The 25,644-nt window shown below is 72.2% G+C and carries 29 protein-coding genes and 1 pseudogene; 17 read left to right on the forward strand and 13 right to left on the reverse strand.

Translation table 11 applies throughout. The annotated features are described in order from the left end of the window. A pseudogene (locus G569_RS63145) lies at positions 1-423 on the reverse strand (hypothetical protein); the annotation flags it as partial. 63 nt (positions 424-486) lie between these two features. On the opposite strand from G569_RS63145, the gene G569_RS0129540 reads away from it, so the two are divergent. Beyond that, a complete protein-coding gene (locus tag G569_RS0129540) occupies positions 487-1,164 on the forward strand; it encodes a GNAT family N-acetyltransferase (RefSeq protein WP_157592410.1) in 678 nt (225 codons plus the stop codon). On the opposite strand, the gene G569_RS0129545 is transcribed toward G569_RS0129540, so the two are convergent. After that, on the reverse strand, positions 1,148-1,525 hold the full coding sequence (locus G569_RS0129545; RefSeq protein ID WP_028066086.1) for a RidA family protein: 378 nt from the start codon (positions 1,523-1,525) through the stop codon (positions 1,148-1,150). The genes G569_RS0129540 and G569_RS0129545 overlap by 17 nt on opposite strands. A gap of 62 nt (positions 1,526-1,587) precedes the next feature. Between G569_RS0129545 and G569_RS52610 the strand changes: the two genes are divergently transcribed. From G569_RS52610 to G569_RS52615, 3 genes are all read left to right on the forward strand, one after another. After that, positions 1,588-2,055, forward strand: a complete 468-nt coding sequence (locus G569_RS52610; protein WP_053227149.1) for an Lrp/AsnC family transcriptional regulator — start codon at positions 1,588-1,590, stop codon at positions 2,053-2,055. Positions 2,056-2,073: 18 nt separating this feature from the next. Next, on the forward strand, positions 2,074-3,003 hold the full coding sequence (locus G569_RS0129555) for a hypothetical protein (RefSeq protein ID WP_028066087.1): 930 nt from the start codon (positions 2,074-2,076) through the stop codon (positions 3,001-3,003). A gap of 126 nt (positions 3,004-3,129) precedes the next feature. Next, entirely contained in the window at positions 3,130-4,266 is a 1,137-nt protein-coding gene (locus tag G569_RS52615; RefSeq protein ID WP_053227150.1) for an alanine--tRNA ligase-related protein, read from the forward strand. Here the strand turns inward: G569_RS52615 and aqpZ are convergent. Beyond that, positions 4,250-4,999: an aquaporin Z gene (aqpZ, locus tag G569_RS0129565; protein WP_037500226.1), complete on the reverse strand. Its 750-nt coding sequence runs from the start codon at positions 4,997-4,999 to the stop codon at positions 4,250-4,252. The two genes, G569_RS52615 and aqpZ, sit on opposite strands and share 17 nt — an antisense overlap. Before the next feature lie 75 nt (positions 5,000-5,074). After that, positions 5,075-5,602: an isochorismatase family protein gene (locus tag G569_RS52620; protein ID WP_053227151.1), complete on the reverse strand. Its 528-nt coding sequence runs from the start codon at positions 5,600-5,602 to the stop codon at positions 5,075-5,077. 14 nt (positions 5,603-5,616) lie between these two features. Between G569_RS52620 and G569_RS0129575 the strand changes: the two genes are divergently transcribed. Beyond that, positions 5,617-6,669 carry a hypothetical protein gene (locus G569_RS0129575; RefSeq protein ID WP_028066089.1) on the forward strand — a complete coding sequence of 351 codons (1,053 nt, stop codon included), beginning with the start codon at positions 5,617-5,619 and terminating at the stop codon, positions 6,667-6,669. A gap of 5 nt (positions 6,670-6,674) precedes the next feature. Further along, the gene (locus G569_RS52625) at positions 6,675-7,025 is read left to right on the forward strand and encodes a TFIIB-type zinc ribbon-containing protein (protein WP_037500229.1); all 351 of its coding nucleotides are present in this window, start codon (positions 6,675-6,677) and stop codon (positions 7,023-7,025) included. On the opposite strand, the gene G569_RS0129585 is transcribed toward G569_RS52625, so the two are convergent. After that, positions 7,022-7,633 carry a DedA family protein gene (locus tag G569_RS0129585; RefSeq protein WP_037500232.1) on the reverse strand — a complete coding sequence of 204 codons (612 nt, stop codon included), beginning with the start codon at positions 7,631-7,633 and terminating at the stop codon, positions 7,022-7,024. The two genes, G569_RS52625 and G569_RS0129585, sit on opposite strands and share 4 nt — an antisense overlap. Before the next feature lie 55 nt (positions 7,634-7,688). Here G569_RS0129585 and G569_RS52630 point away from each other — a divergent pair, with 55 nt between their 5' ends. Next, positions 7,689-8,558: a DMT family transporter gene (locus tag G569_RS52630; protein WP_211233129.1), complete on the forward strand. Its 870-nt coding sequence runs from the start codon at positions 7,689-7,691 to the stop codon at positions 8,556-8,558. Here the strand turns inward: G569_RS52630 and G569_RS52635 are convergent. The 3 genes from G569_RS52635 to G569_RS0129605 are packed head-to-tail and all read right to left on the reverse strand — an operon-like array spanning position 8,521 to position 10,292. Further along, positions 8,521-8,943 (reverse strand): vitamin K epoxide reductase family protein, encoded by a 423-nt coding sequence (locus G569_RS52635; protein WP_053227153.1) that lies wholly within the window; start codon positions 8,941-8,943, stop codon positions 8,521-8,523. The genes G569_RS52630 and G569_RS52635 overlap by 38 nt on opposite strands. Then, positions 8,940-9,683: a DsbA family protein gene (locus tag G569_RS0129600; protein WP_028066091.1), complete on the reverse strand. Its 744-nt coding sequence runs from the start codon at positions 9,681-9,683 to the stop codon at positions 8,940-8,942. Before G569_RS0129600 ends, G569_RS52635 begins: the two co-directional genes overlap by 4 nt. Positions 9,684-9,731: 48 nt before the next feature. Next, positions 9,732-10,292 carry a hypothetical protein gene (locus G569_RS0129605; protein WP_028066092.1) on the reverse strand — a complete coding sequence of 187 codons (561 nt, stop codon included), beginning with the start codon at positions 10,290-10,292 and terminating at the stop codon, positions 9,732-9,734. Between the two features lie 99 nt (positions 10,293-10,391). Between G569_RS0129605 and G569_RS59220 the strand changes: the two genes are divergently transcribed. The 5 genes from G569_RS59220 to G569_RS0129630 are packed head-to-tail and all read left to right on the forward strand — an operon-like array spanning position 10,392 to position 15,395. Next, on the forward strand, positions 10,392-11,516 hold the full coding sequence (locus G569_RS59220; protein WP_053227154.1) for a BadF/BadG/BcrA/BcrD ATPase family protein: 1,125 nt from the start codon (positions 10,392-10,394) through the stop codon (positions 11,514-11,516). Then, the gene (murQ, locus tag G569_RS0129615) at positions 11,513-12,406 is read left to right on the forward strand and encodes an N-acetylmuramic acid 6-phosphate etherase (RefSeq protein WP_028066093.1); all 894 of its coding nucleotides are present in this window, start codon (positions 11,513-11,515) and stop codon (positions 12,404-12,406) included. Before G569_RS59220 ends, murQ begins: the two co-directional genes overlap by 4 nt. A 17-nt stretch (positions 12,407-12,423) precedes the next feature. Next, the gene (locus G569_RS0129620) at positions 12,424-13,509 is read left to right on the forward strand and encodes an anhydro-N-acetylmuramic acid kinase (protein WP_028066094.1); all 1,086 of its coding nucleotides are present in this window, start codon (positions 12,424-12,426) and stop codon (positions 13,507-13,509) included. Further along, positions 13,506-14,615, forward strand: a complete 1,110-nt coding sequence (locus G569_RS0129625) for a hypothetical protein (protein ID WP_028066095.1) — start codon at positions 13,506-13,508, stop codon at positions 14,613-14,615. The genes G569_RS0129620 and G569_RS0129625 overlap by 4 nt, the downstream gene beginning before the upstream one ends. 9 nt (positions 14,616-14,624) lie before the next feature. Next, a complete protein-coding gene (locus G569_RS0129630; protein WP_028066096.1) occupies positions 14,625-15,395 on the forward strand; it encodes a sulfite exporter TauE/SafE family protein in 771 nt (256 codons plus the stop codon). On the opposite strand, the gene G569_RS0129635 is transcribed toward G569_RS0129630, so the two are convergent. After that, positions 15,358-17,166: a hypothetical protein gene (locus G569_RS0129635; RefSeq protein WP_028066097.1), complete on the reverse strand. Its 1,809-nt coding sequence runs from the start codon at positions 17,164-17,166 to the stop codon at positions 15,358-15,360. The genes G569_RS0129630 and G569_RS0129635 overlap by 38 nt on opposite strands. Positions 17,167-17,235: 69 nt before the next feature. Between G569_RS0129635 and G569_RS0129640 the strand changes: the two genes are divergently transcribed. Both G569_RS0129640 and G569_RS0129645 read left to right on the forward strand, forming a co-directional pair. Beyond that, positions 17,236-17,931 carry a MerR family transcriptional regulator gene (locus tag G569_RS0129640; RefSeq protein ID WP_028066098.1) on the forward strand — a complete coding sequence of 232 codons (696 nt, stop codon included), beginning with the start codon at positions 17,236-17,238 and terminating at the stop codon, positions 17,929-17,931. Positions 17,932-17,940: 9 nt separating this feature from the next. Further along, positions 17,941-19,347, forward strand: a complete 1,407-nt coding sequence (locus tag G569_RS0129645; protein WP_053227155.1) for an MFS transporter — start codon at positions 17,941-17,943, stop codon at positions 19,345-19,347. Here the strand turns inward: G569_RS0129645 and G569_RS0129650 are convergent. Then, entirely contained in the window at positions 19,313-19,741 is a 429-nt protein-coding gene (locus G569_RS0129650) for a group III truncated hemoglobin (protein WP_053227156.1), read from the reverse strand. The genes G569_RS0129645 and G569_RS0129650 overlap by 35 nt on opposite strands. A 75-nt stretch (positions 19,742-19,816) precedes the next feature. On the opposite strand from G569_RS0129650, the gene G569_RS0129655 reads away from it, so the two are divergent. Continuing rightward, positions 19,817-21,601: a S8 family serine peptidase gene (locus G569_RS0129655; protein ID WP_028066101.1), complete on the forward strand. Its 1,785-nt coding sequence runs from the start codon at positions 19,817-19,819 to the stop codon at positions 21,599-21,601. A gap of 24 nt (positions 21,602-21,625) precedes the next feature. Here the strand turns inward: G569_RS0129655 and G569_RS0129660 are convergent, their stop codons facing one another. Genes G569_RS0129660 through G569_RS0129670 form a run of 3 tightly spaced genes read right to left on the reverse strand, consistent with a single transcriptional unit; the run spans position 21,626 to position 23,490 of the window. After that, the gene (locus G569_RS0129660; protein ID WP_028066102.1) at positions 21,626-22,042 is read right to left on the reverse strand and encodes a nuclear transport factor 2 family protein; all 417 of its coding nucleotides are present in this window, start codon (positions 22,040-22,042) and stop codon (positions 21,626-21,628) included. Positions 22,043-22,076: 34 nt separating this feature from the next. Further along, the gene (locus G569_RS0129665) at positions 22,077-22,976 is read right to left on the reverse strand and encodes a hypothetical protein (RefSeq protein ID WP_028066103.1); all 900 of its coding nucleotides are present in this window, start codon (positions 22,974-22,976) and stop codon (positions 22,077-22,079) included. Next, positions 22,969-23,490 carry an RNA polymerase sigma factor gene (locus G569_RS0129670; RefSeq protein WP_084285776.1) on the reverse strand — a complete coding sequence of 174 codons (522 nt, stop codon included), beginning with the start codon at positions 23,488-23,490 and terminating at the stop codon, positions 22,969-22,971. The genes G569_RS0129665 and G569_RS0129670 overlap by 8 nt, the downstream gene beginning before the upstream one ends. 20 nt (positions 23,491-23,510) lie before the next feature. Here G569_RS0129670 and gnd point away from each other — a divergent pair, with 20 nt between their 5' ends. Next, positions 23,511-24,932: an NADP-dependent phosphogluconate dehydrogenase gene (gene gnd, locus G569_RS0129675; protein WP_028066105.1), complete on the forward strand. Its 1,422-nt coding sequence runs from the start codon at positions 23,511-23,513 to the stop codon at positions 24,930-24,932. After that, on the forward strand, positions 24,929-25,639 hold the full coding sequence (locus G569_RS0129680) for a YaaA family protein (protein WP_028066106.1): 711 nt from the start codon (positions 24,929-24,931) through the stop codon (positions 25,637-25,639). Before gnd ends, G569_RS0129680 begins: the two co-directional genes overlap by 4 nt. Positions 25,640-25,644 lie beyond the last annotated feature (5 nt).

The following is a 25,644-nucleotide window of genomic DNA, read 5'->3' on the forward strand; positions in this document are numbered from 1 at the left end:
GTCGGCCGCGGCGAGCGTGACGACGGGCGCCGCCCCGCCGGCGGGCGCCGCGCGCGGGCCGCGGGGCGTCGCCGCGTCGCCGCGCGCCGCTGCGCCGCCGGGCGCCGCTGCGCCGCCGGGCGCCGCCGCGCCGCCGGGCGCCGCCGCGCCGCCGGGCGCCGCCGCGCCGCCGGGCGCCGCCGCGCCGCCGGGCGCCGCTGCGCCGCCGGGCGCCGCTGCGCCGCCGGGCGCCGCCGCGCCGCAGGGCGCCGCGCGCGCCCACGCCGCCAGCGCGGCGTCCAGCCACCGCTGCGCCTCTTCGACCGTCGCGAGGAGGTCGGGCACGCCCATCGCCGGGTCGATCAGCGACGTGTTGACGAGGTCCTGGGCGAGGACGAGGCCGCCGGGGGCGTGGTCGAGGCCGAAGCGATCGCCCGCAAGCATGGGCAACAGACTATCGACATGGTCTAATTGACTTAGACTCTGTCATGACGTATCGTCGTGGACGTGCTCCCCCTGGACAATCCGGTCTACTCCGCTCTCGACACCGACCACGCACACTTCGCCGTCAGCCACGGCCTCGCCAAGCGCTATCCCGGCGAGGTCGCGCGCTTTGCCGGTCTGCGCGAGGCGTCGGCGGCGGGGTTTGCCGACCTCGAGGCGCTGGTCGAGCCCGGCGAGACGGTCGCGTTGGTCACGGCGGCGGATGTCGTCGTCCCCGACGGGTGGGAGCTCGCCCGCGGCCGGTTGATCGACCAGATGGTCTGCGACCGCCCGCCGGCGCCCGCACCCGCCGGGCCGCCGCTGCTCGAGCTCGGCGTCGAGGACGTGCCGGAGATGCTGGATCTCGCCGAGCTCACGCAGCCGGGGCCGTTCGGGACGCGCACGCTCGAGCTCGGCCGCTATCTCGGCATCCGTGTCGACGGCCGCCTGGCGGCGATGGCGGGCGAGCGGATGCGCCCGTCCGGCGCGACCGAGATCAGCGCCGTCTGCACCCACCCGGATTTCACGGGCCGTGGCTATGCCCGCGCGCTGATGACACCGCTCCTCCAGGACGCCTTCGCCGCCGGCCGGAGCCCGATGCTGCACGTCAAGACCGAGAACGGGGCGAAGCGGCTCTACGACCGTCTCGGCTTCACCGTCCGCCACGCGATGCGGCTGACGATCGTCACGCGAGCGCGATGACCTCGAGCTCGACCAGCCACGCCGGGTCGAGCGTCTCGACGACGATCGCCGTGGTGGGTACGAGACGCCCGCCCAGCGCGGCGGTGCGACACGCCGCGTTGCGCTCCGCGTACGCGGCGTCGCGCAGGTAGCTCGTCACCCGCACGACGTTGTCGACCGTCATCCCCGCTGACGCGAGGATCGCTCGCAGGTTGTCCCAGATCAGCGCGAGCTGCTCGTCGAGCGATGCCGGGGCGTCACCGTGCAGATCGAGGCCCATCGTCCCCGAGACGAACAAGGACCGGGTCGCGCCGCGCACCTCGAGCGCGTGGACGTAGTCGGGCGTGGCGGCGTAGAGGCCGTCGTGTGTCGCAAGCTCCATGACCGGCGAAGCTAGGCGATCCTTCGAAGCCGACGCACCCGATGCGCAATGATTGCCAGCGGATGGCGGTCCTGGACGAGATTGATTGCGCGATTCTCGCCGAGCTCCAGGAGCGCGGGGACATTCCGAACATCGAGCTCGCCCGGATCGCGGGCCTCTCGCCCGCGGCCACCTCGCGCCGGGTCGCGCGTCTGCGACTCGAGGGCGTGATCGAGGCGGTGCGGGCCGTGCTGGTGCCGGAGGAGGTCGGGCTGCCGATCGAGGCGTTCATCCTGGCCACGCTCGCCGAGCACCAGCCGGAGGCCGACGCCCGCTTCGCCCGCGAGGTCGCGGCGATGCCCGCCGTCCTGCGCGCGGACAGCGTCGCGGGGGAGGACGACGTCCTCCTGCAGGTCGCCGTCGCCACGCCCGCGGACCTCCAGCGTCTGCTGCTCAAGCTCAAACGCGCGGGAGCCGCGCGGCTGACGACGATGCTGCGCCTCCAGGTGATCAAGCCGGCCGCGCCTTTGGCGCTCCGTTCGTCGGCGTGAGCGGTTAACACGCGCACCATGCGTGTTGTCGTCGCCGTCGCCGTCCTGCTGCTGTTCCCGGCGGCGGCGCGGGCGGACTACACCGTGGCGACGGTCGAGAGGCCCACGACGGTGTCGGCTTACGCCGGCCACGTGGTCTGGAGCCAGTTCGACGGCTCGAGCTACCGCCTGTACGAAGCCCACGCGAGCCCCGCCGGGCAGGTGACGACGCAGCTCGCCGCGGCGCCGCGCAGCGTCCCCTTCGACGCTGACATCGGCCCCGGCGCCGACGGCACGCCCACCGTCGTCTACTCGCGCTGCGCCACCGAGCCCAAGCTCGATCAGCTCCCGATCTGGGCGACCGCCCGCGGGTGCGATGTCTACCGCCTCGCCCTCGGCGCGACGAAGGAGACCCGCGTGGCCGGCGTCAGCACCGCCGCCGACTCCGAGTTCCTCCCGAGCATCTGGCGCGGCAGGATCGCCTTCGCCCGCGTGTACGACCGCAACCCGTATGTCTACGTCCGCGGGCCGGAAGGCCCGAACGAGCGCCAGCCCGGCGGCATGCGCGGCGAGACCGGCCTGCCGGGGCCGACGTCGCTCGACCTCGCCGGCGTCCGCCTCGCGCTCACCTGGGGCGTCGACGGCGACGCCCGCACCGAAGTGCGCCTCGACACGACCACCGGCGGCCACCGACTGCTCGAGTTCACCACCGACCAAGGCCGCGGCGAGCGGGTCGTCAACGCGTTCGTCTTCGCCGGCCGCGTGTGGTGGGCGCACGAGACGGACACCGGCCCGCTGCACCGCTACCGCCGGTGGCGGATCGCGACCGAGAAGCTCGAGGAGGCCGACATCCCGAATGACCGTCAGCCGACGCTGAGCATCGCGCCGCAGTCGGCGTCGAGCGTCTACTGGTCGCAGCCCGGCCGCGTCGGCGGTGACGGATCCGCGATTTTTCAAGCTAGTCTTTGAGGCATGAGCACGACGACCGACATCCGCAGCCGCATGGATGCCGTCGTCGCGCGAGCGCTGTAGCCGCAGGCCCGCACGCCTGCGGCTCTCCACAGCCCTCGCACACCCGCAACCCAAGGCGGACCCATGCTCAGCAGTGACCTCCGGCGTTCCTACGTCGACTTCTACACCTCCCGCGGCCACACCGAGATCCCCGGCTCGACGCTGATCGGGGACGACACCGTGCTGTTCACGAGCGCCGGGATGCAGCCGCTGATCCCGTACTTCGACGGCACCCCGCACCCCTCCGGGCGGCGGCTCGTCAACGTCCAGCGCTGTCTGCGCACGGTCGACATCGACGAGGTCGGCGACGACCGCCACCTGACCTGCTTCGAGATGCTCGGCAACTGGTCGCTGGGCGACTACTACAAGCACGAGTCGCTCAGCTGGACGCTCGAGTGGCTCCTGGAGATCGGCCTCCCGTTCGAGCGGCTCGGCGTGACCGTCCACGAGAGCGATCCCTACGCGCGCGCTGTGTGGCGCCAGCTGGGCGTCCCCGACAACCGCGTCCGCGTGCTCGGCGACGAGGACAACTGGTGGGGACCGCCCGGCCCGCACGGACCCTGTGGCCCGGACTCCGAGATCTTCTACATCCGCGACGACGGCCGCTGGCTGGAGATCGGCAACAACGTCTTCATCGTCCACGATCAGGACCTCGACGGCACGCGGCGCGGCCTGCCGCAGCACAACGTCGACGTCGGCCTCGGGCTGGAGCGGATCCTCGCGCTGCTGCAGGGCGTGGAGACGGTCTACGAGACCGACCTGTTCAAGCCGACCTTGGAGGTCGTGCGGCAGCTGAGCACCACGCCCGACACCCGCGCGGAGCGGATCGTCACCGATCACGTCCGCGCCTCGCTCTTGCTCGTCCAGGACGGCGTCACACCGTCCAACACCGGCCGCGGCTACGTCCTGCGCCGGCTCGTCCGGCGCGCGATCCGCCAGGGGCGCAAGCTCGGCATCGAGGGCCCGTTCCTGCACGAGCTCACGAAGTCCGACGTGCTCGAGGCCGAGGAGCGGCGCTTCGGACGCACGCTCAACCGCGGCCTGCGCGAGCTGCGCAAGCTCGACGACGTCGACGGCCGGCAGCTCTTCAGGCTGTTCGAGACCTACGGGCTGCCGCCCGAGCTGACGCTGGAGGAGTTGGGCGTCAGCCCGGGTGGCTGGAGGGAGGACTTCGACCGCGCGGCTTCAGAGCACCGCGAGCGCTCTAGACAGCGGCCGTAAAGCGCTTGCTCTCGGACTCGACCGCGGATTCCTCGGCCGGGACCGGCGTCGCGCCCTGGAACAGCGCCATGTGGACTCCGGCGCCCACCAGCGCGCCGATCAGCGGCGCGACGATGAACATCCACAGCTGCGAGATCGCCCACCCGCCCACGAACAGGGCCGGGCCGATCGAGCGCGCCGGGTTGACCGACAGGTTCGTGATCGGGATGCCGACGAGGTGGATCAGCGTCAGGACGAGGCCGATCGGGATCCCCGCGAAGGCGACGTTCGCGATCTTGTCGGTCGCCGACAGCACGGTGAAGATCAGGAACGCGGTGAGCAGTACCTCGGCCAGGAACGCGCCCCCCAACGCGTAGCCGCCCGGCGAATGGTCGCCGTAGCCGTTGGCGCCGAGCCCCATCGCGCCCGCGTCGTAGCCGCCGGACTTCGACTTGGCGATGATCAGCAGCACGCCGGCCGCGACGATCCCGCCGAGGACCTGGGCGATCCAATAGCGGACGGCCTCGCTAATCTCGATCCGTTTGGTGACGAGCAGCCCGAGCGTCACCGCCGGGTTGATGTGACAGCCGGAGATCGGCCCGACCGCGTAGGCCATCGCCAGCAGCGATAGGCCGAACGCGAACGCGACGCCGAGATTGCCGATCTTGTCGCCGGCGATCACCGCCGCGCCGACACCACCTAGAACGAGGACGAACGTCCCCACGAACTCCGCACCTGCACGCCTGAGTGGCATTCGCAACTCCCCTTGGTCGCTTGCTCGGCAGCGTGTCAGGTTCGGCGGCGGCTGTAAATGCAGGCAACAGCGCCGTCACAGTCGGAACGGCGCGGGCCGCGGCAGGACCGCGGCGCCCTCGACCGTCCGCACCCACTCGTAGCCGAGCGCCTTGGCGTGCGTCAGCCGCGCCCCCGCGTCGCGCAGGCGGTCCAGGCCGCGGGCGTGCATCTCGCCGGAGGAGAACGTCGCGTCCTCCACCACGACCACCGTTTTGCCCTTCTCCATAAGTCCGACCGCGGACTGGTAGACGCAGACGTCGGTCTCGAAGCCCACGAGCACCGCGGTCGGCCGGCTGACCGCCGCGAGGATCTCCGGCGTGCCGGCGAGCCCGAAGGTGGGCTTGATGAACGCAGGCGTCACGGCCAGACGCGGGTCGGTCGGCCCGTTGTCCTCCGGCTCCTCCTCGGTGACGACGACGGGGACGTCGAGGCGTTGGGCGAGCGTCACGAGCCACGCGGCACGGTCGAGCGCCTGCACGGCGCCTTCCGGCTCAGGGCCGAAGAACCCGGGTTGGGCGTCGATGACCACCAGGACGCAGTCTTCATGGGCGATGAGCGGCATGGGAGGATTCTGAGATGAACGTCGATCTCGACCTGCACCCGAACGAGGCGTCCGACCTCGCCGTCATCCCGGGCGGACTGGAACGCTACGACCAATCGTTCGTGACCGTGCTCGACGAGGGCGTGATCGAGGAGTCGATCGCGGTGCTGGGGCATCGCGGCGGCGATGTCACCGGCGGGTGGGAAGCCGTCCGCCTCTCGCTGACCCCGACCGACCATGCGGGTCGGACCGAGGACTCCGAGGCGTGCGACTTCTGGGGCGGGCACCTGTACGTGCTCGGCTCGCACTTCGGCTCCAAGGACGGGCCGCTGGAGGCGCGGCGGGCGTGGATCGCGCGGGTGCGCACCGCGGACCTGGCGGGTGCGGTGGCGGGTGAGAAGCCGCCGGTCGAGATCGCCCGCAACCGCTTCGGGCTGCACCGGGCGGTCAACGACCGGTTGCGCGAGTCCGGCGTCGCCTTGCGCGAGCTCGGCCCGCGGGCGCGCGAGCGGCTGGTGCTGCGCACGATCGAGCGCGGCACCAAGAAGGGCAAGGCATGGGCGGCGCGGGTGCAGACCGACGACCAGCCGCTCAACATCGAGGGGTGCTGCTTCCTGGAGGATGGGACGCTGCTGCTCGGGCTGCGCTGCCCGGTCACGGCGTCCGGCCACCCGCTGCTCGTGGAGTTGCGCAACCTCGAGGCGTTCTTCGCCGACCCGGACTCCGTGCCGGACCTCGGCGCCGTCTGGGTGCTCACGGATGCCGGCACGCGCGAGGACCCGGTGGGCGTGCGCGCGCTGCATCGCACCCCCGATGGCCACGTGCACGCGATCGTCGGCTCGTTGGACGCGCTCGGGAAGGACAGCGCGCTGGTCTTCGATCACGCGTCGGCGGGGCAGGCGCACTGTGAGCACTGGGAGCTCGAGGTGCCCGACCACCGCGGCGGGGGCGTCGTCGAGGTGGGTGTGAAGAACGCGTTCCCGGGCGAGCGTTCGGTCGAAGGGCTGGCGAAGATGCCGTCCGGGCCGTTCATGTACGTGGTGGATCGCGACCACAACGTCCATCTGCGCTTCCTCATGGCAGATTAACCCGCATGCCCGCAAACGGACCATGCCCCAGCTGCGGGGGCCAGCTCGTCCAGCTCGAGCGCAGCGGCGTGCACATCGACGCGTGCCGGAACTGCCGCGGCGTGTGGCTCGACCGCGGCGAGCTCGACACGATCCTCCAGCGCGAGCGCCAGGTCGTCGCCTCCCACCACGACGACGACGAGGAGTTCTTCCGCGAGATGACCGGCCACGGCGGCCAGAAGACCTCGCACCACCACGAGTCCTACGGCTTCGACTTCGACAAGCACACCGCCGAGCGCCTGCTCAAGGACTTCAGCTCACATAAGAGCCACAAGCGCAAGAAGAAGAAGAGCTTCCTCGACGAGCTCTTCGACTAAGCGCGCCTGCGCGTGTAGGCGCGCAGGATCAGGGCGATCACGGCGAGCACGCAGAGGCCGACGACCGCGGTCCCGATCGGGCCGACGATCCCGCCGACCTTCTCGTAGTGCTCGCCCAGCGCCCACCCGGCGCCGATCAGCGCGCAGTTCCAGGCGGTCGAACCGAGCACGGTCAGCGCGGTGAACTTGAGCACGGGCATCTCGCTCAGCCCGGCGGGGATGCTCACGAGGCTGCGTGCGCCGGGGACGAGCCGGCCGAAGAGCACGATCGGCGCCCCGTGGCGGTCGAACCAATGATCGGCCTTGTCGAGGTCGGACTCCTTGATCCGCAGCACCTTGCCGAAGCGCAGGACGAGCGAGCGGCCGCCGAAGCGCGCGATCGCGTAGAGGATCAGCGCGCCGGCCAGGCTGCCGAACGTCGCCGCCAGCACGGCGAGGACGAACGCCATCTCGCCCTGGCCGACGTAGTAGCCCGCCAGCGGGAGGATCAGCTCCGACGGGATCGGCGGGAAGAGGTTCTCCGCCAGGATCAACCCGCCGAGCGCCGGGTAGCCGCCCGCGGAGACTGTGTTTCGCACCCAGTCACCGGGCGCCACCGCGAATGTCATCCCGCACCAGGCTACCCGGAACCTAAAGGGGCCTGACCCCTTTAGGTTGGTGGGCGTGGATGACAGGGGGGACTACGCGCTGCTCGCGTTCGCGGTCGTCTGCGTGTCGTGCTCGGCGCCGCTGGTGGCCGCGGCGACCGCGCCCGCGCTCGCGCTGGCGTTCTGGCGCACGGGGGCGGCGGCGCTCGTGCTCGGGCCGTTCGCGCTCGTGCGGCGCGAGGCGATCACGCGGCGCGGGTTGGGTCTCTCGGTGTTCGCCGGGTGCCTGCTGGCGGCGCACTTCGGGACGTTCCTGCCGAGCCTGAAGTACACGAGCGTCGCGTCGTCGAGCGCGCTCGTCTGCTCGCAGGCGGTGTTCGCCGGCGTGTTCGGGCGGCTGCTCGGCGAGCGCCAGCCGCGGCGGGCGTGGTTCGGCACCGCGATCTGCCTCGCCGGGGTGCTGATGGTCACCGGCGTCGACGCGTCGCTGGACTCGCGAGCGCTGCTCGGCGACGTGCTCGCGCTGGCCGGCGGGGTGTTCGGCGGCGCGTACATCGTCACGGGCGGGTTCGCCCGGAGGGATCTCTCCACCGTCAACTACACGAGCCTCTGCTACGGCGTCTGCGGCGTCCTGCTGCTGGTCGTGTGCCTGGTGAGCGGAGCCGCCGTGACCGGGTTCTCCGCGGCCGACTGGGCCCGGATCGCCGCGTTGACGGTGCTCGGACAGCTGCTCGGGCACTCGCTGATGAACTTCGTGCTGCGCTCGATCAGCCCCACGATCGTCTCGCTCGCCGTGCTGTTCACCGTGCCGGGCGCGACGTTGATCGCGGCGCTGACGATCGGTCAGTCGCCGCCGATCGAGACGGTCCCGGCGATGGCGTTGCTGCTCGCCGGGACCGCGATCGTCATCAGCGCACGCGAGCGAGCTCCGGCGCGGGCACCGTGAGCACGCGCGACACGTTCAGCGCCGCCAGGATCGTCATGCAGATCGCCGAGCCGACGCACCAGATGCAGATGGCGTCGATCAGCGCGATCTCCGTGTAGGTCAGCCACGCGCTGAAGCCGAAGCCGAGGATCGAGAGGAACGCGGCGATGCTGCGTTCGCGCTCTCCGTCCTTGATCAGCGCGGCGAGGATGCCGACGTAGCCGAGCATCCCGAGCAGCGCGACCGGAACGCCGGCGAGCTTGGAGTAGTCGGACTTCTGCACGGTCTCGCAGCCGTGGGCGATGGCGCACACGGGCGAGCCGCCCGCGTAGTGGACGATCGTCAGGTAGGTCGCGATCCCGAGCCCGATCACCGCGACGACGATGGCGGCGGCGCGGAGCTTCACGACAGCGCCTTGTCGAGGTTCGCGGTCAGGTTGTCGAGGCCGACCGCGGCGACGGTCTCCTTCTCGCCCTTCTTGGTGACGGTGAACGTCGGGGTGGAGTCGACCTTCAGCGCCTGCGCGTCGCCGTCGGCCTGGTCGAGCGCGGCCTGGGCGGAGGCGCCGTCGGCGAACGCCTTGGCCTTGTCGGGGTCGACGCCGGCGGCCTTGGCGACGCCGGTGAGGAAGTCATCGGTCACGTAGCCGGAGTTCTCCTGGCCCTGGGACGCGTAGAGGGTCTCCAGGAACGCCCACAGCTTGCCCTGCTGCTCAGCACCGTGCGCCCACTTGGCGGCGGTGATCGAGTCCGGGCCGATGAAGCTCAGCGTGCGCGCCTGCAGCTTGACCTTGCCGGTGCGGACGTACTTGTTGATCAGGTCGGGGAGGTTGGCCTTGGAGGCCTCGGCGCAGATCGGGCACTGCGGGTCGAGGTACTCGGTGACGGTGATCGGCGCGTTCGGGTTGCCGAGGACGCCGTCCTTCTCGGGGATGCCCGCGACCAGCTTGGCCGCGCTGCTGTGGGCGACGGGCTTGGCCTTCGCGCCGCCGTTGGCGGAGATCGCGATGCCGGCGACGACCAGGACGACCGCCAGGCCGGCGGCGCCGAGCAGGTTGCGGATGCGGCGGCGACGGGACTCGGCGGCGACGGCGGCCCGTTCGGCCTGGCGGCGCTGCTCGCGCAGCTCGCGCTTGGACTTCGACATTGGGTTTGCTCCTTACGGTTTCGGGTGTCTTCTGCGGTGCCTGGCGAACTACGCCGGCGCAGGAGGCGCCCGATCCCGCGTGGGGCGGGTGAAGCGAAGGAGCTGCGGGGTCGCCGGCGGCTGGGTGCCGACGACGGTGAACTCGAGGATGCCCTGGAGCTTCGGTGCGAGTTTGTGGATCAGCTCGCGGGCGGCGGGCACGGCGTGCAGCGCGAGCGCGATGACCGCTCCGGCCGCGACGCCGAACGCGGCGAGCTGCAGCCAGCCGCCGCCGAGCAGCGCGCCGCCGCCGAACAGCTCGGCAAGGATCGCCTGGCCGCCGCACACGGCATACACACCCGCGGTCGCGACCGCCCACAGGTAGGCGGGCGCACGACGTCGCTGCGCCACCCGCGCGACGAGAGCGGCGATCGCCGAGGTGTAGATCGCGAGGATCGCCACCGCCGCGAGCCCGAACCGTCCGTTCCCGGCGGTCTCCAGGCAGCTGCGCACGTCAGGTCCGCAGACGAACGACACCCGCATCTGGTCGATCCCCACCGCGAGCAGCGGGATCAACACCAACGCGCGAAGCGTCAGCGGCAGGCGGGTGAGCAGGGCGCGCAGGTGCACTCGCCCATGATCGTCGTCGCATCCGAAGGCTTCTTAAACCGTGGGAACTACGGATGTGCCTCCGTATTCGGCCCAACAGTGGTATGAACCACTTGGAGGATGATGCGCGCGCTGCTGATCGACGGAGGGCAGAGCGGGTGCCGCGCCGCGGTGGTCGACCACGGCCGAACGGTCGCGACGGCCACTGCCGCGGGGCTACCGCGCCAAGGGCGCGACTACGACGCCCTGCGGGCGCTGCTCGCGGACGACGACTGGCGTGGCATCGACGTCGTCGCCGCCGGCCTGACCGGGTTCCGCGGCGACGCGGACGCCGCCGCGGCCGCGTTGCGCGTCCCGTCCGCGATCGTCACCAACGACGCCGTCACCGCCCACCTCGGTGCGCTCGGGGGCTCGCCGGGCGTGGTCGTCGTGGCCGGCACCGGGGCGATCGCGCTCGCGGCCGACGAGCGGGCCGCGCGCGCCGACGGGTGGGGCACGCGCCTCGGCGACGACGGCGGCGGCTACTGGATCGGCCGCGCCGGCCTCGCCGCCGCCCTGCGCGCCCACGACGGCCGCCGCGGCGGCTCCCCGGACCTGCTGGCCCGGGCGGTCGCCCGGTTCGGCGAGGTGCCGCCCCGCGACGCCGCGCCCGCCGGTGGCGACGCCGCGCCTCGCCGCGGCGCCGAGCTCGCCGGTGGCGACGCCACGCCACGCCTCGACGCCGCGCCCGCCGGTGGCGACGCTACGCCCCGCCGCGGCGCCGCGCCCGCCGGTGGCGACGCCACGCCCCGCCTCGACGCCGCGCCCGCCGGTGGCGACGCCGCGCCTCGCCGCGATGCCGCGCCCGCCCGGGACGACGCCGCGACCCGCCGCCCCGCAGCGTCGGCCGGCGCGATCATCACCGCCGTCTACGACTCGGCCGACCCCGTGGCGGTCATCGCGTCCTTCGCGCGCGACGTCGCGGATGCGGCGCGCGACGGCGACGCGATCGCGCGCGGCATCTGGGAGGCGGCGGGGCGGGAGCTCGCGGAGACTGCGCGGGCGGCCGCGCGGCGCGCCGGGGTCGACGGGCCCGTCACCTACGCCGGCGGCCTCTTCGACGTGGGCGACCTGTTGCTCGACCCGTTCCGCGCCGAGCTCGGCGAGGTGCGCGAGCCGCTGGGCGACGCGCTCGACGGTGCCGCTCGCCTGCTCGAGCGCCCGCCCCACTTCCTTGACCTGATCCACGAGACCGGAGCCTCATGACGCGACTTGGCCACCTGTCCACAGAGGGGGCGCGCGCGGAGCGCGCGGAGATCGATCGTCTGCCGACCGGCGAGCTCGTGCGGCTGATGAACGCCGACGACGCGATCGTTCCGGCCGCGGTGGGGGAGGCCGGGCCGGCGATCGCCGCCGCGGTGGACGCGATCGTCGAGCGGCTCGAGGCCGGCGGCCGGCTGATCTACGTCGGCGCGGGCACGGCGGGACGGGTCGGCGTCCTCGACGCGTCCGAGTGCGGCCCGACCTTCAATACCGATCGCGTCGTGGGGGTGATCGCGGGCGGGCAGGTCGCGGTCAGCACGGCGAGCGAGAGCGCGGAGGACCACCCGGACTCGGGTGCGCAGGCGATCGCGCTGCTCGGCGTCGGCGCCGACGACGCGGTCGTCGGGATCAGCGCGAGCGGCCGCACGCCCTACGTGCTCGGCGCGATCGAGCGGGCGCGCGCATCGGGGGCGCTGACGGTCGGCCTCGCGTGCAACGAGGGCTCGGACCTCAGCGCCGCCGCCGACCTCGCGATCGAGGTGCTCGTCGGCCCTGAGTTCATCGCCGGGTCCACGCGTCTGAAGGCCGGCACCGCGCAGAAGCTCGTGCTCAACATGCTCTCGACGCTGACGATGGTGCGGCTCGGCAAGACGTACGGGAACCTGATGGTCGACGTCCGCGTGACCAACGCGAAGCTGCGCGACCGGGCGACGCGGATCGTCGAGCAGGTCGCGGGCGTCACCCACGCCACCGCGGCGGCCGCGCTGGCGGAGGCTGACGACGACGCGAAGGTCGCGATCGCGATGCTGCGCACGGGCACGACGCCGGATGCCGCCCGCGAGCGCCTGGCCGCCGCCGACGGGCACCTGCGCCGCGCGCTGATGGAAACCTAAAGGGGTCAGGCCCCTTTATGTTGGTGGTCGGGTTGATGTCCGGGACGTCGTGCGACGGGATCGACGCGGCCGTCGCGGACCTGGAGCTCGACGGCGACGTCGTGACGCTGCGCTGCGTCGGCGAGCTCTCGGCGCCCTACCCCGACGACCTCCGCGACGAGATCGAGGCCGCGCTGCCGCCCGCGAGCACCACGCTGGAGGCGGTGTGCCGGCTGGACACGCGGATCGGGCAGGCGTTCGCGGACCTGGCGGAACGGGCGGTCGCGCAGCACGGCGGCGATCTCGTCGTCTCGCACGGCCAGACCGTCTTCCATGCCGCGCACGACGGGACGCTGCAGCTCGGGCAGCCCGCGTGGATCGCCGAGCGGACCGGGCTGCCGGTGGTCGCGGACCTGCGGGCGCGCGACATCGCGGCGGGCGGGCAGGGCGCGCCGCTGGTCTCGTTGCTCGACGCGCTGATCCTGCACGGTCGCCCGGGCCGCCCGGCCGCGCTCAACCTGGGCGGGATCGCGAACCTCACCGTCCCGCCGATCGCGTTCGACGTCGGACCCGCGAACGCGCTGCTCGACGCCGCCGCACGCCACTTCACCGGCCGCGCCTACGACGCCGACGGAACGCTCGCCGCCGCGGGCACCGTGGACCAGACGCTGCTCGACGAGCTCCTCGAAGACCCCTACTACGCCCGCCCCGCGCCGAAGACGACCGGCAAGGAGCACTTCCACGCGCACTATGTCCGCTATCGCGGCGGCGCGGAGGACACGCTCGCGACCCTCACCGCGCTGACCGCCCGCACGGTGGCCGACGCGGCCCGCCGCCACGGGGTCACCGAGGTGATCGCGTCCGGCGGCGGCGTCCGCAACCCGACACTGATGGCGGCGCTGCGACGCGAGCTCGACCCGATCGCCCTGACCACGAGCGACGCGCTCGGCCTCCCCGCGCAGGCCAAGGAGGCGTACGCGTTCGCGCTGCTCGGCTTCCTCACCCACCACGGCGTCGCCGGGACCATCGAGCAGGCGACCGGCGCGCGCCACGCGAGCGTCCTCGGCGCCGTCACACCGGGTGCGGGTGCGCTGCCCGCTCCGCGGGTAGTGCGTCTCGAATGATCCGGAAGATCGGTCTCACCGCGCTCGTATGCGCGAGCCTCACCCCCGCCACGGCACAGGCGGACTCGTTCAAGACGGTGCCCACGAACGGGCTGACGTGGACCAGGCACGGCCTCGACGCCGGCGCATATGCGCGCCTGGACAACCTCGCGAAGACGTTCCCGCGCCGCGACCTGAAGTTCGTCCTCGAGCACCCGCGCCAGACGACCCAGTCGGCGGCGGGCTCGCCGTCGCTCGGCCAGGTCGGTCCCGGCGCCGTCTCGGCCTTCAAGTGGTCCGACAAGGACAACACCGGCAAGTGGATCCCGCAGGGGATCACCGGCAGCGCCGCCGCCCAGGACGACGGGATCGTCGGCGGCCACCGGTCGCTGCTCGTCAGCTGGTACCAGGACATCCCGTCGAGCCCGGCGCGGGTCAGCTTCGTCAACGCCGACAGCCTCAACGGCGGCGGGTCGACCTACAACAGCGCGACGCTCGTGATCCCGAGCGGTCGCACGGTCAAGCCGATCAAGACCCACGCGGGCGGCATCGCCTGGTACCAGCACTGGCTGTTCGTGGCCGAGACCCGCGTCGGCGTGCGCGTCTTCGACATGAACTACATCCTCGGCGCGAAGAAGCTGCCGCCGACCGCGGACCTCAACGCGCCGTTCGTGCTGCCGCAGGTCGGCTTCTACAAGCAGGCCAAGGGCGCCGGGCTGACGTTCTCGTTCGTCGAGACCGACCGCTCGTCACCCGCGTTGATCACCGGCAAGTACGCCGACAAGAAGGCCAACCGCCGGATCGTGCGCTGGCCGCTGGACGCCGGCAGCGGGCTCCCCGGCCTGCAGGCCAACGGCGCCTGGAAGATGCCGGCGTCCAACGTCCAGGGCGGGCTGATGCACAAGGGCCGCCTGCTGATCTCCTCCAGCTACAAGCCGGGCGGCGGTGGCATCGGCGAGCTCGTCGCCGGCAATCCCGACCAGGCGGCATCGCACTGGAACTGGCCGGACGGCGCGGAGGACCTGCACTACGCCGGAACGAGCAACCGCGTCTACTCGCTGACGGAGAAGGCGGGCGACCGGATCGTGTTCGCGATCGACGGCGCCTCGGTCGGTTTGACGCCGTAGCATCGCTCCGTGACTCCGATCGCGATCCTGCTCGGGCTCGCGATCGGCGTCGTCGTCGGCGCCGTCGGCGGGGGAGGAGCGATCCTCGCGCTGCCGGTGCTGATCTACGTGCTCGACCAGCCGGTCGGCCCCGCGTCGACCACCTCGCTGGTCGTGGTCTCGCTCGCCGCGGCGATCGGGGCCGGCTCGCTCGCCCGCCACGGCCGCGTCTGCTGGCGCCTCGCGTTCCGCTTCGCGATCCCCGCCGCGGCGGGCTCGCTGCTCGGCACGTTCGCGAGCCGCAACGTCGGCGGACCCGCGCTCGTCCTCGCCTTCGTGCCCGTGATGCTGATCGCGGCGTTCGCCACCTGGCGCCGCACGGGCGAGGACGACGAGGCGGACAGCGGCTGCCCGGACGCGCCGATCCGGCGGGTCGTGATCGCCGGGCTCGGCGTGGGTGTCCTCACCGGCTTCTTCGGCGTCGGCGGCGGGTTCGTGATCGTGCCGGTGCTGACCCTCTGGCTCGGCGCGCCGTTCCGCCGCGCGGTCGCGACCTCGCTCGTGATCATCACGCTCACCGGCGTCGCCGCGCTGGCCAGCCATCTGCTCGCCGGCTCGCGCCCGAACCTCGAGATCACCGCCGAGCTCGCGGGTGCGACCGGCATCGGCGCGCTGATCGGCACGACGGTCGGCGAACGCCTCCCACAGCAGGTCCTCCGGCGCGCCTTCGCGATCATGGTGACCGTCGTCGCCTGCGGGCTGCTCATCGATGTGCTGGGGCTGGGCGGCCCGCCGCGCTAGGCGCGCGTTCGAACCGGAGCGGCTCGCGCCCCGACGGCAGCGACACGCGGTGCACGCCCCAGGCGAGCGCGACCAGGAACGCCAGCGCGATCGCCATGACCGTCGCGTACGCCGCGCCCCAGAGCCAGCCCGCAGCGGACTTGCGCTCGCGTTGCAGGAGCTTCTGTTCGGGGCCGAACGGACGGTCCATCGTCGCCCGCGCGGGGACGCCCGCGACCGGGATCGCCGAGTCGGCGGGGAGGTGGACCGGCAGCGCGGTCAGCGCGCGGCCGCGATGGAGCCGGATCATCGTCTTCCAGTCGCCGGTCAGCGGGAGCGGCTGGGTCGAGCGGTAGACGCCCTCGCGCACGCGCTGGAGCCGATCGACGACGAGGCCGCCGCCCTGCCAGGCCGTGGCGGTGAGCCAGTTGGCGTCGTCGGCGCCCGTCGGCGGGTCCAACCGCACGGTGGCGACCGCCGTCGCGGGTGCACCGTCGGCCGCGGCCGCGGCCTCGCCCGCGCGCGGCTCGAGCGTCACCACTGCGCGGACGCCCTGGCTGCCGGTCGAGACGAGCCCGAACGCGACGAGGGCGAACAGCGCGGCCGCGCCGGCCGCCGCGGCGGGTCGCAGCGACGGGGTGCGGTCCTGGCTGAGCCGCGCGCCGAGCCACGCGCCGACGCACGACGCCGCCAGCGCCGTCGCGAACCCGGCGAGCACGCCCTCGGGAGCCAGCGCGGCGGGCCACGGGAGCGGCATCCACACGTGCGTCCAGCCCCACTCGGCCGCGAGGCCGAACGTCCCGATCCCGACGCCGGACGCCAGTGCGAACGGCAGCGGCCGCTTCACCCGCAACGCGATCAGCTCGACGACGAGCGCCGACACGATGTAGAGCGGGAAGTGCGGCGTCGGCTCGCCGAGCACCGGGCCGACGAGCAGCGCCATCAGCGCGCGCATCGCCAGGAAGAACGCCGCCGCGCCCAACGCGGCCCCGCGCCCCAGCCACACGCGGGTGGCGACGAGCGCGACGCCCGCCGCGAGCATGGTCAGGATCGGCCCGAAGACCATCCGGAACTGGGGGACGCCGAAGTCGAACTCCGCCTGGAACGTCGAGAGTCCCAGCAGCAGCGCGCCTGGCAGCGACACGCGGCGCATCGTCCGCGCCCACGCGAGCTCGCGGCGCGGCGCGGCCTCCACGAAGAGCACGGCGAGGCCGACCAGGGTCATCGCCGCGCCGCCGATCAGCATCAGATGCGTCGGCCCCCAGAGGGTCACGTCCTGCCCGAACAGGCGATGCCAGACGTCGTCCAAGGGGAAGCCGACCAGCGAGAAGGCGCCGGCGGCCGCGATCAGCACGCCGCCGAGCGGCGCGTACCAGCCGTCGGCGAGCTTCACCGCCACCCGCGACGGCTTCTCCAGCGGCAGGCACATCGACAGGAACCCGCTCGAGAACACGCCGAAGAGTCCGCCGAGGATGAAGTAGTGCGCCGGGTTGGCGAGCGGGCCGTTGTCGCGCCCCTGCGCGATGTGCAGCGAGATGTCCCAGAGCATCCCGAACAGCGCGGTGATCAGCGAGACGACGATGATGCCGGCCGGGATCGCTGCCCAGTCGGGGAGGCCGGAGACGCGCCGGCTGAAGCGTCCCAGCCGGCCCAGCACACCCACGCGACCGGATCGGTGCCCGAGGCCGAGCCACAGCAGCACGGCGGTCACGACGAGTGCCGCCCCCGATGCGATCGCGACCTGGTCCAGCGCGGCGCCACCCGCGGGCTTCGCGGCGAGCAGAGCGAACATGCCGGCGAATGTATCGTCGTTTGATGTCACGTTGTGTGACGTAACACCCAGAGGCGGTACGGTTCAAACGTGCTCACGATCGACGAACTCGCGCGCGAGACCGGGATGACGGTGCGCAACGTGCGCTCGCACCATGCGCGCGGCCTGCTGCCTCCGCCCGAGGTCCGCGGACGGACCGGGTACTACGGCCCCGAGCACGTCGAGCGGCTGCAGCTGATCCAGAAGCTCCAATCCGAGGGGCTCAAGCTCGCTGGGATCAAGCGTCTGCTCGATGACCCCGACGCGCGTCTGCTGGCGCTGCGGCGCGCCGCCGACGAGCCGCCGGAGACGCCCGAGTACCTGACCGGGATCGAGCTCGCGCAGCGCCTGGACTTCGGCGGGGAGGACCCGCGCGGCCTGCTGCGCCAGGCCGAGCAGCTCGGCGTCCTCAAAGCGCTCGGCGACGGGAGCTTCGAGATCAAGAGCCCGGCGCTGCTGGCGGCCGCCGAGCAGGTCGTCAAGCGCGGCGTGACACTCCGCCACGCGCTCGCGCTGATCGCGAGCGTCGAGCAGCACTCGCGCACGCTCTCGCGTGGTTTCATCGACCTCTTCATGGAAGACGTCTTCGGGCCGTTCGCCTCCGAACAGCGTTGGGACGAGCTCGCCGACGCGATCCAGGAGGTGCGCCCGCTCGCGGGCGAGGCGCTGCTGGCGGTGTTCCGGCGCACGATGGACGAGGAGATCGGCGCCCTGTTCGACCAGCTCGAACGCGCCTGGCGAGCGTAAGCTCCGCGGGTGGCCGAACAGCGCCCGACCCCCGTGCTGCTGACGCTGGCGCTGGCGTGCGTCGCGTTCTCGCTCTCGCAGACCCTCGTCGTTCCCGCGCTGCCGTCGCTGGCGCGGGAGTTCGACGCGAGCCCGTCCACGGTCTCGTGGGTGCTGACCGGGTTCCTCGTCAGCGCCTCGATCGCGACGCCGATCGTCGGCAAGCTCGGCGACCTCTACGGCAAGGGCCGCGTGCTGACGGCGGTGCTGGTGCTCTTCAGCGCGGGCGCGGTGATCAACGCGCTGGCGGGCTCGATCGGCGTCGTGATCGCCGGCCGCCTGCTGCAGGGTGTCGCGGGCGGCGTGTTCCCGCTCGCGTTCGGGATCGTCCGCGACACGTTCCCGCCCGACCAGATCGCCGGCGGGCTGGCGATGATCAGCGCGATCTTCGGCATCGGCGGCGGGATCGGCCTGCCGCTGTCGGGCGTGATCGTCGACAACGTCGACCTGCAGTGGCTGTTCTGGATCAACCTGATCGCGCTGCCGGCCGCCTTCGCCGCCCACCGGCTGATCCCGCCGTCGCCACCGGTCCCGCACGCGAAGGTCGACTGGATCGGCGCGGTCGTGCTGTCCGGCGCGCTGGCGGGGATCCTGCTCGGCGTCTCGCAGGGCTCCGAGTGGGGCTGGGGCTCGCCGGCGAACGTCGCGGCGATCGGCGGCGGGCTCGTGCTGATCGGCGTCTTCGTCGTCGTCGAAGGTCGCGTCGACCAGCCGCTGATCGACCTCGACGTGCTCAGGCGCCGCAGCGTCGCCGCCACGAACCTGACCGGCTTCATGGTCGGCGCGGCGATGTTCTCGAGCTTCTTGATCATGCCCCAGTTCGCGCAGGCGCCGGAGGTCACGGGCTACGGCTTCGGCTTCACGGTGACCGAGGCCGGGCTGCTGCTGATGCCGACCGCACTCGCGCAGCTGCTGGCCGGCCCGCCCGCGACCAAGCTGGCGCGGCGGGTCGGCTTCAGGGCGCTGCTGAGCCTCGGCGCGGTCATGATCACCGCCTCGTTCCTGATCAACACGTTCGCCCACGACCATCCCGTCGAGCTGATCGTCGGCGGCATCCTGCTCGGTGCGGGCATCACGTTCGCGTTCGCGGCGATGGCGAACCTGATCGTCGACGCCGTCGCGCAGTCGGAGGTCGGCATCGCCACCGGGATCAACACCGTGATGCGGACCGTCGGCGGCTCGTTCGGCGCCGCCGCGGCCACGGCGATCCTGGCCGCGACCGAGATCGAGGAGCTTGGCCTGCCGACCGAAGGCGCCTACACGACGGCGTTCGCGTTCTCGAGCGGCGCGGGCGTCCTCGCGCTGCTGGCGAGTCGGCTCGTTCCCCGCCCAGGGAAGCGGGTCAGCCTCGAGCCGGCCCGTGCTGAGTCACGCTGAGCGACCCGGAGAACGGCTCGGCGGTCATTGCCTCCAGGCGCCCGTGGAACGCCCGCGCGACCCGCAGCGCGTGCGCCTTGGCCAGCTCCGCCCGCTCACCCGCGAACAGCTCGTCGACCGTCGCCCGCCACAGCACGAGCCAGCGCTCGAAGTGACCTGAGCGCAGCCGCACCTTCATATGCAGCTCCGCGTGCGGGCGGAACGCGCCGCCGCGGTAGGACTGGGCGCCGAGCAGGATCGTCTCCCAGAAGGACGAGATCTCCGGGACGTGCGCCTCGAGGTCCAGGTGCGCGACGTCGGTGAAGATGAAGCCGATCACCGGGTCCGTCAGCGCGCGCCCGTAGAAGGCGCGCACGAGGCGCTCGACGTCTTCGCGGGTCTCGATGTCGGCCACGCATCCAAGATGTATCAGGCGCGGGATCCGGTGCTCTGGATGAGCGGATTGTGAGGCTCAACCGAAGGGATTCACGTGCAACGCACACCGCTCAAGTGGGCCGCGGCGATCGGACTTGCCGCGACCTGCCTCGCCGTGCCCGCGGCGACCTACGCCGCCGACCCTGAGAACGTGATCTACAGCGCGGAGTTCGAGGACGGCAAGATCGTCCGCTCCGGGCAGACGCAACTCGGCAAGGAGGCCTTCGGGCGCGCCGAGATCAAGCAGAAGTCGCTCAAGGAGGACACGCTGCCGCCGCAGGGCAAGATCCAGCAGGACCTGCTGGACCTGATCGCGGTCGGCGACCCGCACAAGCCCGTCGAGGTCGTCGTCAACTACCGCGACCCGATCACCGTGCCCGAGTTCCCGATGCCGGTGCTCGACGAGGATCGTTCGAGCCCACGCAACCAGGAGCTGCTCAAGCAGGCGCAGAGCATCGTCGCCGGGCTCCAGAGCGAGCGCGCCGGGCTCTACAAGCGCCAGAGCGCGCAGCTCGAGCAGCTGGGCGGCAAGCTGCTCGACACCTTCTGGCTCGTCCAGGGCGCCCACGTCAGCCTGCCGCTGGAGTCCGTCCGCAAGCTCGCCGACTCCGACGAGGTCGCCTACATCGAGCTGGCCGACGGCGCCGCCAAGCCGCCCGCCGACGCCAACCCGAACAACGACATGGACGACGCCCGGGCGCAGATCTTCTCGGACCCGTACTTCAACCTCGGCCAGACGGCGGGCTGGATCGGCCTGCTCGACACCGGCGTGCGCACGAGCCACGTGCTCTTCAACTCGCCCGACCACATCGCGATCGCCTCCGACGTGACCGGCGACGGCGACCCGACCGACCAGTGCGGTCACGGCACGAGCTCGGCCGCCGAGATCACCGGCAACGCGCGGCTCGGCAACGCCTACCGCGGCGTCTCGGCGATCTCCGTCGACTCGTGGGACATCTACGGCAACGACTGCCTCGTCGGCTCGGCGCACACGGTCGCCGGCTTCCAGCAGGCCGTCCTCTGGCTGGACAAGGTGATCGTCGCCGAGATCCAGCTCAACGCGGGTGAGGCGAGCGCTTCCTCGACCGCCGCCGACAACGCCTTCAACGCCGGCTCGGTCGTGATCGCCGCCAACGGCAACTTCGGCCCGGGCGCCGGCACGGTCCGCTCCCCGGGCAACGCCCACAAGGCGATCGGCATCGGCGCCGCCGACCTGCAGACCGACGCGCTGATGGGCTATTCCGGCCGCGGCCCGTCCGACGACGGCCGCTACAAGCCTGACCTCGTCTTCCCGACGAACATCGAGACCGGCAGCTCGGCCTCCGACACCGCCGTGGGCGTCTTCACCGGCACCAGCGCCGCGACCCCCGTCGCCGGCGGCGCCGCGGCGCTGCTGCGCAACTGGATGCGCGGCGGCGTCGGCTCGATCGACGCGGGCCACGTCTACAGCCACATGATCCTCGGCGGCCAGACGACGTTCCCGTTCAACAACAACACCGGCGCCGGCGCGTTCCAGCTCGGCACCGGCGGCAACGCCTGGTGGGGCAAGACGACGGTCGCCAACGCCGCGCGCGTCGACATCCCGATCTCCGTCGTCGCGGGCAAGACCCTGTTCGAGGGCGCCCTGTGGTGGCCGGAGGGCACGGTGGGCCACAACGACATCGACCTCGAGCTGATCGCCCCGGACGGCACGGTGCGCGCCTCCAGCTGGTCCGGCGTCAGCGTGTTCGAGCGCGCGAGCGTCCGCACCGGCCTCTATCCGGGCGCCTGGAAGCTGCGCATGAAGGGCTACTCGGTCACGGGCAACCCGACGGTGTTCTGGAGCGCGCGGACGCGCTAGGGAGCCGGTTGACGAATTCCGGTGCTAGGTCTGCGCGAGGTCGCCGAGGTCGGCGACCTTCACGGACGTGGCGCGTCCGTCTTTGACGCGCCACGTCCACACCGAGGAGCGCTTGACGTCCAGCCCCTGGCGCTTGCCGGTGACGTGCCCGATCACGATCACCGAGCCCGGGATGACGCGGATGTCCTCGGTGTGCAGGACGAGCTCCTCCCACACGCGCTCGACGTCGCGGAAGTACTCGCGGGCGCCGTCGTGGCCGCGGTAGGCCCCGGCGCGGCCCGCGAGCCGTGACGTCCCGGCGAGGTCGAGCTCGCAGTCCGGGCTCAGGTAGTCGAGCATGCCCTCGACGTCCCGCCGCGCGAACGCGTCGTAGATCGCGCGCACGACGTCCGCCTCGTCGGTGAGTCCCGCTGGGTTGCCGTAGTAGTCGGGGCGGGCCACGTTCCCGTAGAGCGTGACAGAGATGGCGGCGAGATCAGCACCCGAACGCTTCCTTGTAGGTCCCGTCCACGGTGAGGCCGAGCTTGCCGCCGGGGACGTCGCCCTTGCCGTTGATCACGTCGGCGTACTGCCACACGACCTCGGGGTAGTCGCCCTCGACGTCCATCGAGCGCAGCAGCGGCCAGTCGCGCGAGCCCGCGAGAGCCCGCGCCGCCGTGGCCTTGTCCCCGTTCAGCCACTGCTCGATCCAGCCGCAGACGACCGCGCCGGCGACCTTCGCGCCGAGCTGGTAGCGGTCGCGGGTGTCGCCGCTCGGCGCCGGCGCCTTGAAGCCGGGCGGGAGCGGGATGCCGCGCAGCATGTCGTCGATCGTGGCCGCCTGCGCCTTTGGCTGGACCGCGTTGGCCGGCAGCGCCTCGAGCCACTCCTGCGCGCTCACCTGGTGGATGCGTCCGAGGGTGTCGAGGAACTCGCCCGGCGACGACGCCGTCCCGCGGGCGCGGACGTCGTGCCACAGCGCGGTGTAGTCGTGGGTCCCGGGGTAGCGGCCGACGAAGGCGCGCGTGCCGTCGACGGTGACGCTCGCGACGCCCTCGAGGTCCTTGCGATCCTGGTTGTCCGGTGCCCAGCTGACCTCGAGCGTGCGCCCGTCGCCGCTGAACGTCATCTCGCCCGTGCCGGCGTCCCACTCGTCGACGCGGGTCACCTTCCAGCCGTCGACCAGCAGCCGAGGCGAGGCCTGCGCGGCGCGGATCGCGGCTTCGGCGAACGTGGGGCCGCGTTGCGTCAGCACGAGCGCGAGGGCGATGACGCCGGCGGCGACGACCGGCGACAACAGCAGCACCGGGCGGCGCCGGCGCCGCGGCGTGAACGTGCGGTGGGGTGGGGGCTCGACCGGCGGGGCGAGCTCGCGCAGGAGATCGAGATCAGGCACGGGTGGGCTCCAGGAGGGTGGGGTCGGCGCCGAGCGCGCCGCGGGCGCGGTTGAGGCGGCTGCGGACGGTGCCGACGGGAATGTCGAGCGCGCGGGCGATCTGCTCGTAGCTGAGGTCCGCCCAGACGTGCAGGAGCACGACTTCTCGTTGCCGGCGGGGGAGGCGGGCGACGGCGCGGATCGCCTGCTCGGCCTCGGCCGCGTCGACGTGGGCGACGTGCTGCGCGGCGACGCGGGCGTAGGCGTCCAGGCGCCGGCGTTCCGAGCGCCAGTGGCGCCGCATCACGTTCGTGGCGATGCCGAGCAGCCACGGGACGGGATCGGGGCGGCCGTCGTAGCGCCGCCGCTGGGCGAAGGCGCGGGCGAAGGTCTCCGCCGCCACCTCCTCGGCCAGTTCGAACCCCACGCGCCGCTGCGCGAACGCGTGCACCGCCGCGTAGTGGCGGTCGAACACGGCGTCGAAGTCCAGCGAGGTCATGACCGGTGTAGCCCGCTCGGCCCCGGGAAGTTCCATTTCGTTAGGGTCAGGTCGCTATGAGCCAGATCGGGGTCACCGGGCTCGCCGTGATGGGGGCGAACCTGGCACGCAACATCGCACGTCGCGGCGTGCCCATCGCCGTGCACAACCGCACGGCGTCCAAGACCCGCGACTTCCTGGACGAATTCTCGTCCGAGGGCAGCTTCACCGGTTCGGAGTCGATGGAGGAGTTCGTCGCGGCGCTCGAGCGCCCGCGGCGCATCATCGTGATGGTCAAGGCGGGCAAGCCCGTGGACGGCGTGATCGCCGAACTCGTGCCGCTGCTCGACAAGGACGACATCATCATCGACGCCGGCAACTCGCACTACGTCGACACCCGTCGCCGCGAGGCCGAGCTGACCGCGCAGGGGCTGCGCTTCATCGGCACCGGCGTCTCCGGTGGCGAGGAAGGGGCCTTGAACGGCCCGTCGATCATGCCCGGCGGTCCGCACACCGCCTACAGCGAGGTCGAGGAAGTTTTCACCACGATCGCCGCGCAGGTCGACGGCGAGCCGTGCTGCGCCTACATCGGCGCCGACGGCGCGGGCCACTACGTGAAGATGGTCCACAACGGCATCGAGTACGCCGACATGCAGCTGATCGCGGAGGCCTACGACCTCCTGCGCCACGGCATCGGTCTCGACGTGCCGACGATCAAGGGCATCTTCGACGACTGGAACGCGGGCGATCTGGAGTCCTTCCTGATCGAGATCACCGCGACCGTGCTCGGCAAGACCGACGCGTCGACGGGCAAGCCGCTCGTGGACGTGATCGTGGATCAGGCCGAGCAGAAGGGCACCGGGCGCTGGACCGCGCAGGACGCGCTGGAACTCGGCGTGCCGCTGACCGGCATCACCGAGGCGGTCTTCGCCCGCTCGCTCTCCGCGTTGCGCGACCAGCGCCGCGAGGCCGCGGGCGTCTTGGCGGGCCCGAAGCCGGGCGGGCTCAGCGAGTCGCTCGTCGAGGACATCCGCAAGGCCTTGTACGCCTCGAAGGTCGTCGCGTACGCGCAGGGTTTCGAGCAGATGGCCGCGGCCGCGCGCACGTACGACTGGGACCTGCAGATGGGCGAGCTGGCGAAGATCTGGCGCGGCGGCTGCATCATCCGCGCCCGCTTCCTGAACCGCATCACCGAGTCCTACGGCGAGCACCCCGACCTCGTGAACCTGCTGATGGCGCCGTATTTCCGCGACGCCGTCGCCGACGCGCAGGACGCGTGGCGCAAGGTGATCGTCGCCGCGGTCGAGCAGGGCGTCGCCGTCCCGGCGTTCTCCTCGTCGCTGGGGTACTACGACGGCTACCGGCGCGAGCGCGGCCCCGCGAACCTGATCCAGGGCCAGCGCGACTTCTTCGGCGCCCACACCTACCGGCGCGTGGACAAGGAAGGCTCCTACCACACCCGCTGGTCGCAGGACGGGACCGAGGTCCGCACGGATTGATCGTCCTCCTGCCGCCCTCCGAAGGGAAGACCGCGCCTTCGGAGGGCGCGCCGGTGGATGTGAGCTCGCTGCCGTTCCCGGGGCTGAACAAGACCCGCGAGCGGCTCCTCGACGTGCTCTCGCGGCTCACCTTCCCGCGGGCGCTGAAGTACCTCGACATCGGACCCGGCCTGGAGGAGGAGGCGCGGCGCAACCTCACGCTCCGCGACGCCCCGGCCGCGCCCGCGCACGAGGTCTACACCGGCGTGCTCTACGAGCACCTCGGGCTGGGCTCGTTCGCCGAGACCGACCGCGTGCTGATCGCGTCGGCGCTGTGGGGCTTCGTCCGCCCGTCGGACCGCATCCCCGCCTACCGGCTGTCGATGGGCGCGACGCTGCCCCGCATCCCGTCGCTGCCGGCACTCTGGCGCGATCCGCTGCGTAAGGCCCTACCCGACTCCGGGCTGATCGTCGACATGCGCTCGGGGTCCTACATCGCGGCCTTCAAGCCGAAGAACGCGACCGTGATCGGCGTCCGCGCGTTCGTGGACGGCAAGACGATCAGCCACATGGTCAAGGCGACGCGGGGCGACGTCGCGCGGCTCCTGCTCGCGTCGGGCGAGACGCCTGAGACCCCCGAAGACGTTGCGAGTCTCGTCCGCCAAAACGGCCTATCCGTCGAGTTGTCCGGCGCCGGACGTTCATTCAATCTCGACGTCAACACCTGACCGCG

The sequence above is a fragment of the Solirubrobacter soli DSM 22325 genome, assembly GCF_000423665.1.
GTDB classification, from domain to species: domain Bacteria; phylum Actinomycetota; class Thermoleophilia; order Solirubrobacterales; family Solirubrobacteraceae; genus Solirubrobacter; species Solirubrobacter soli.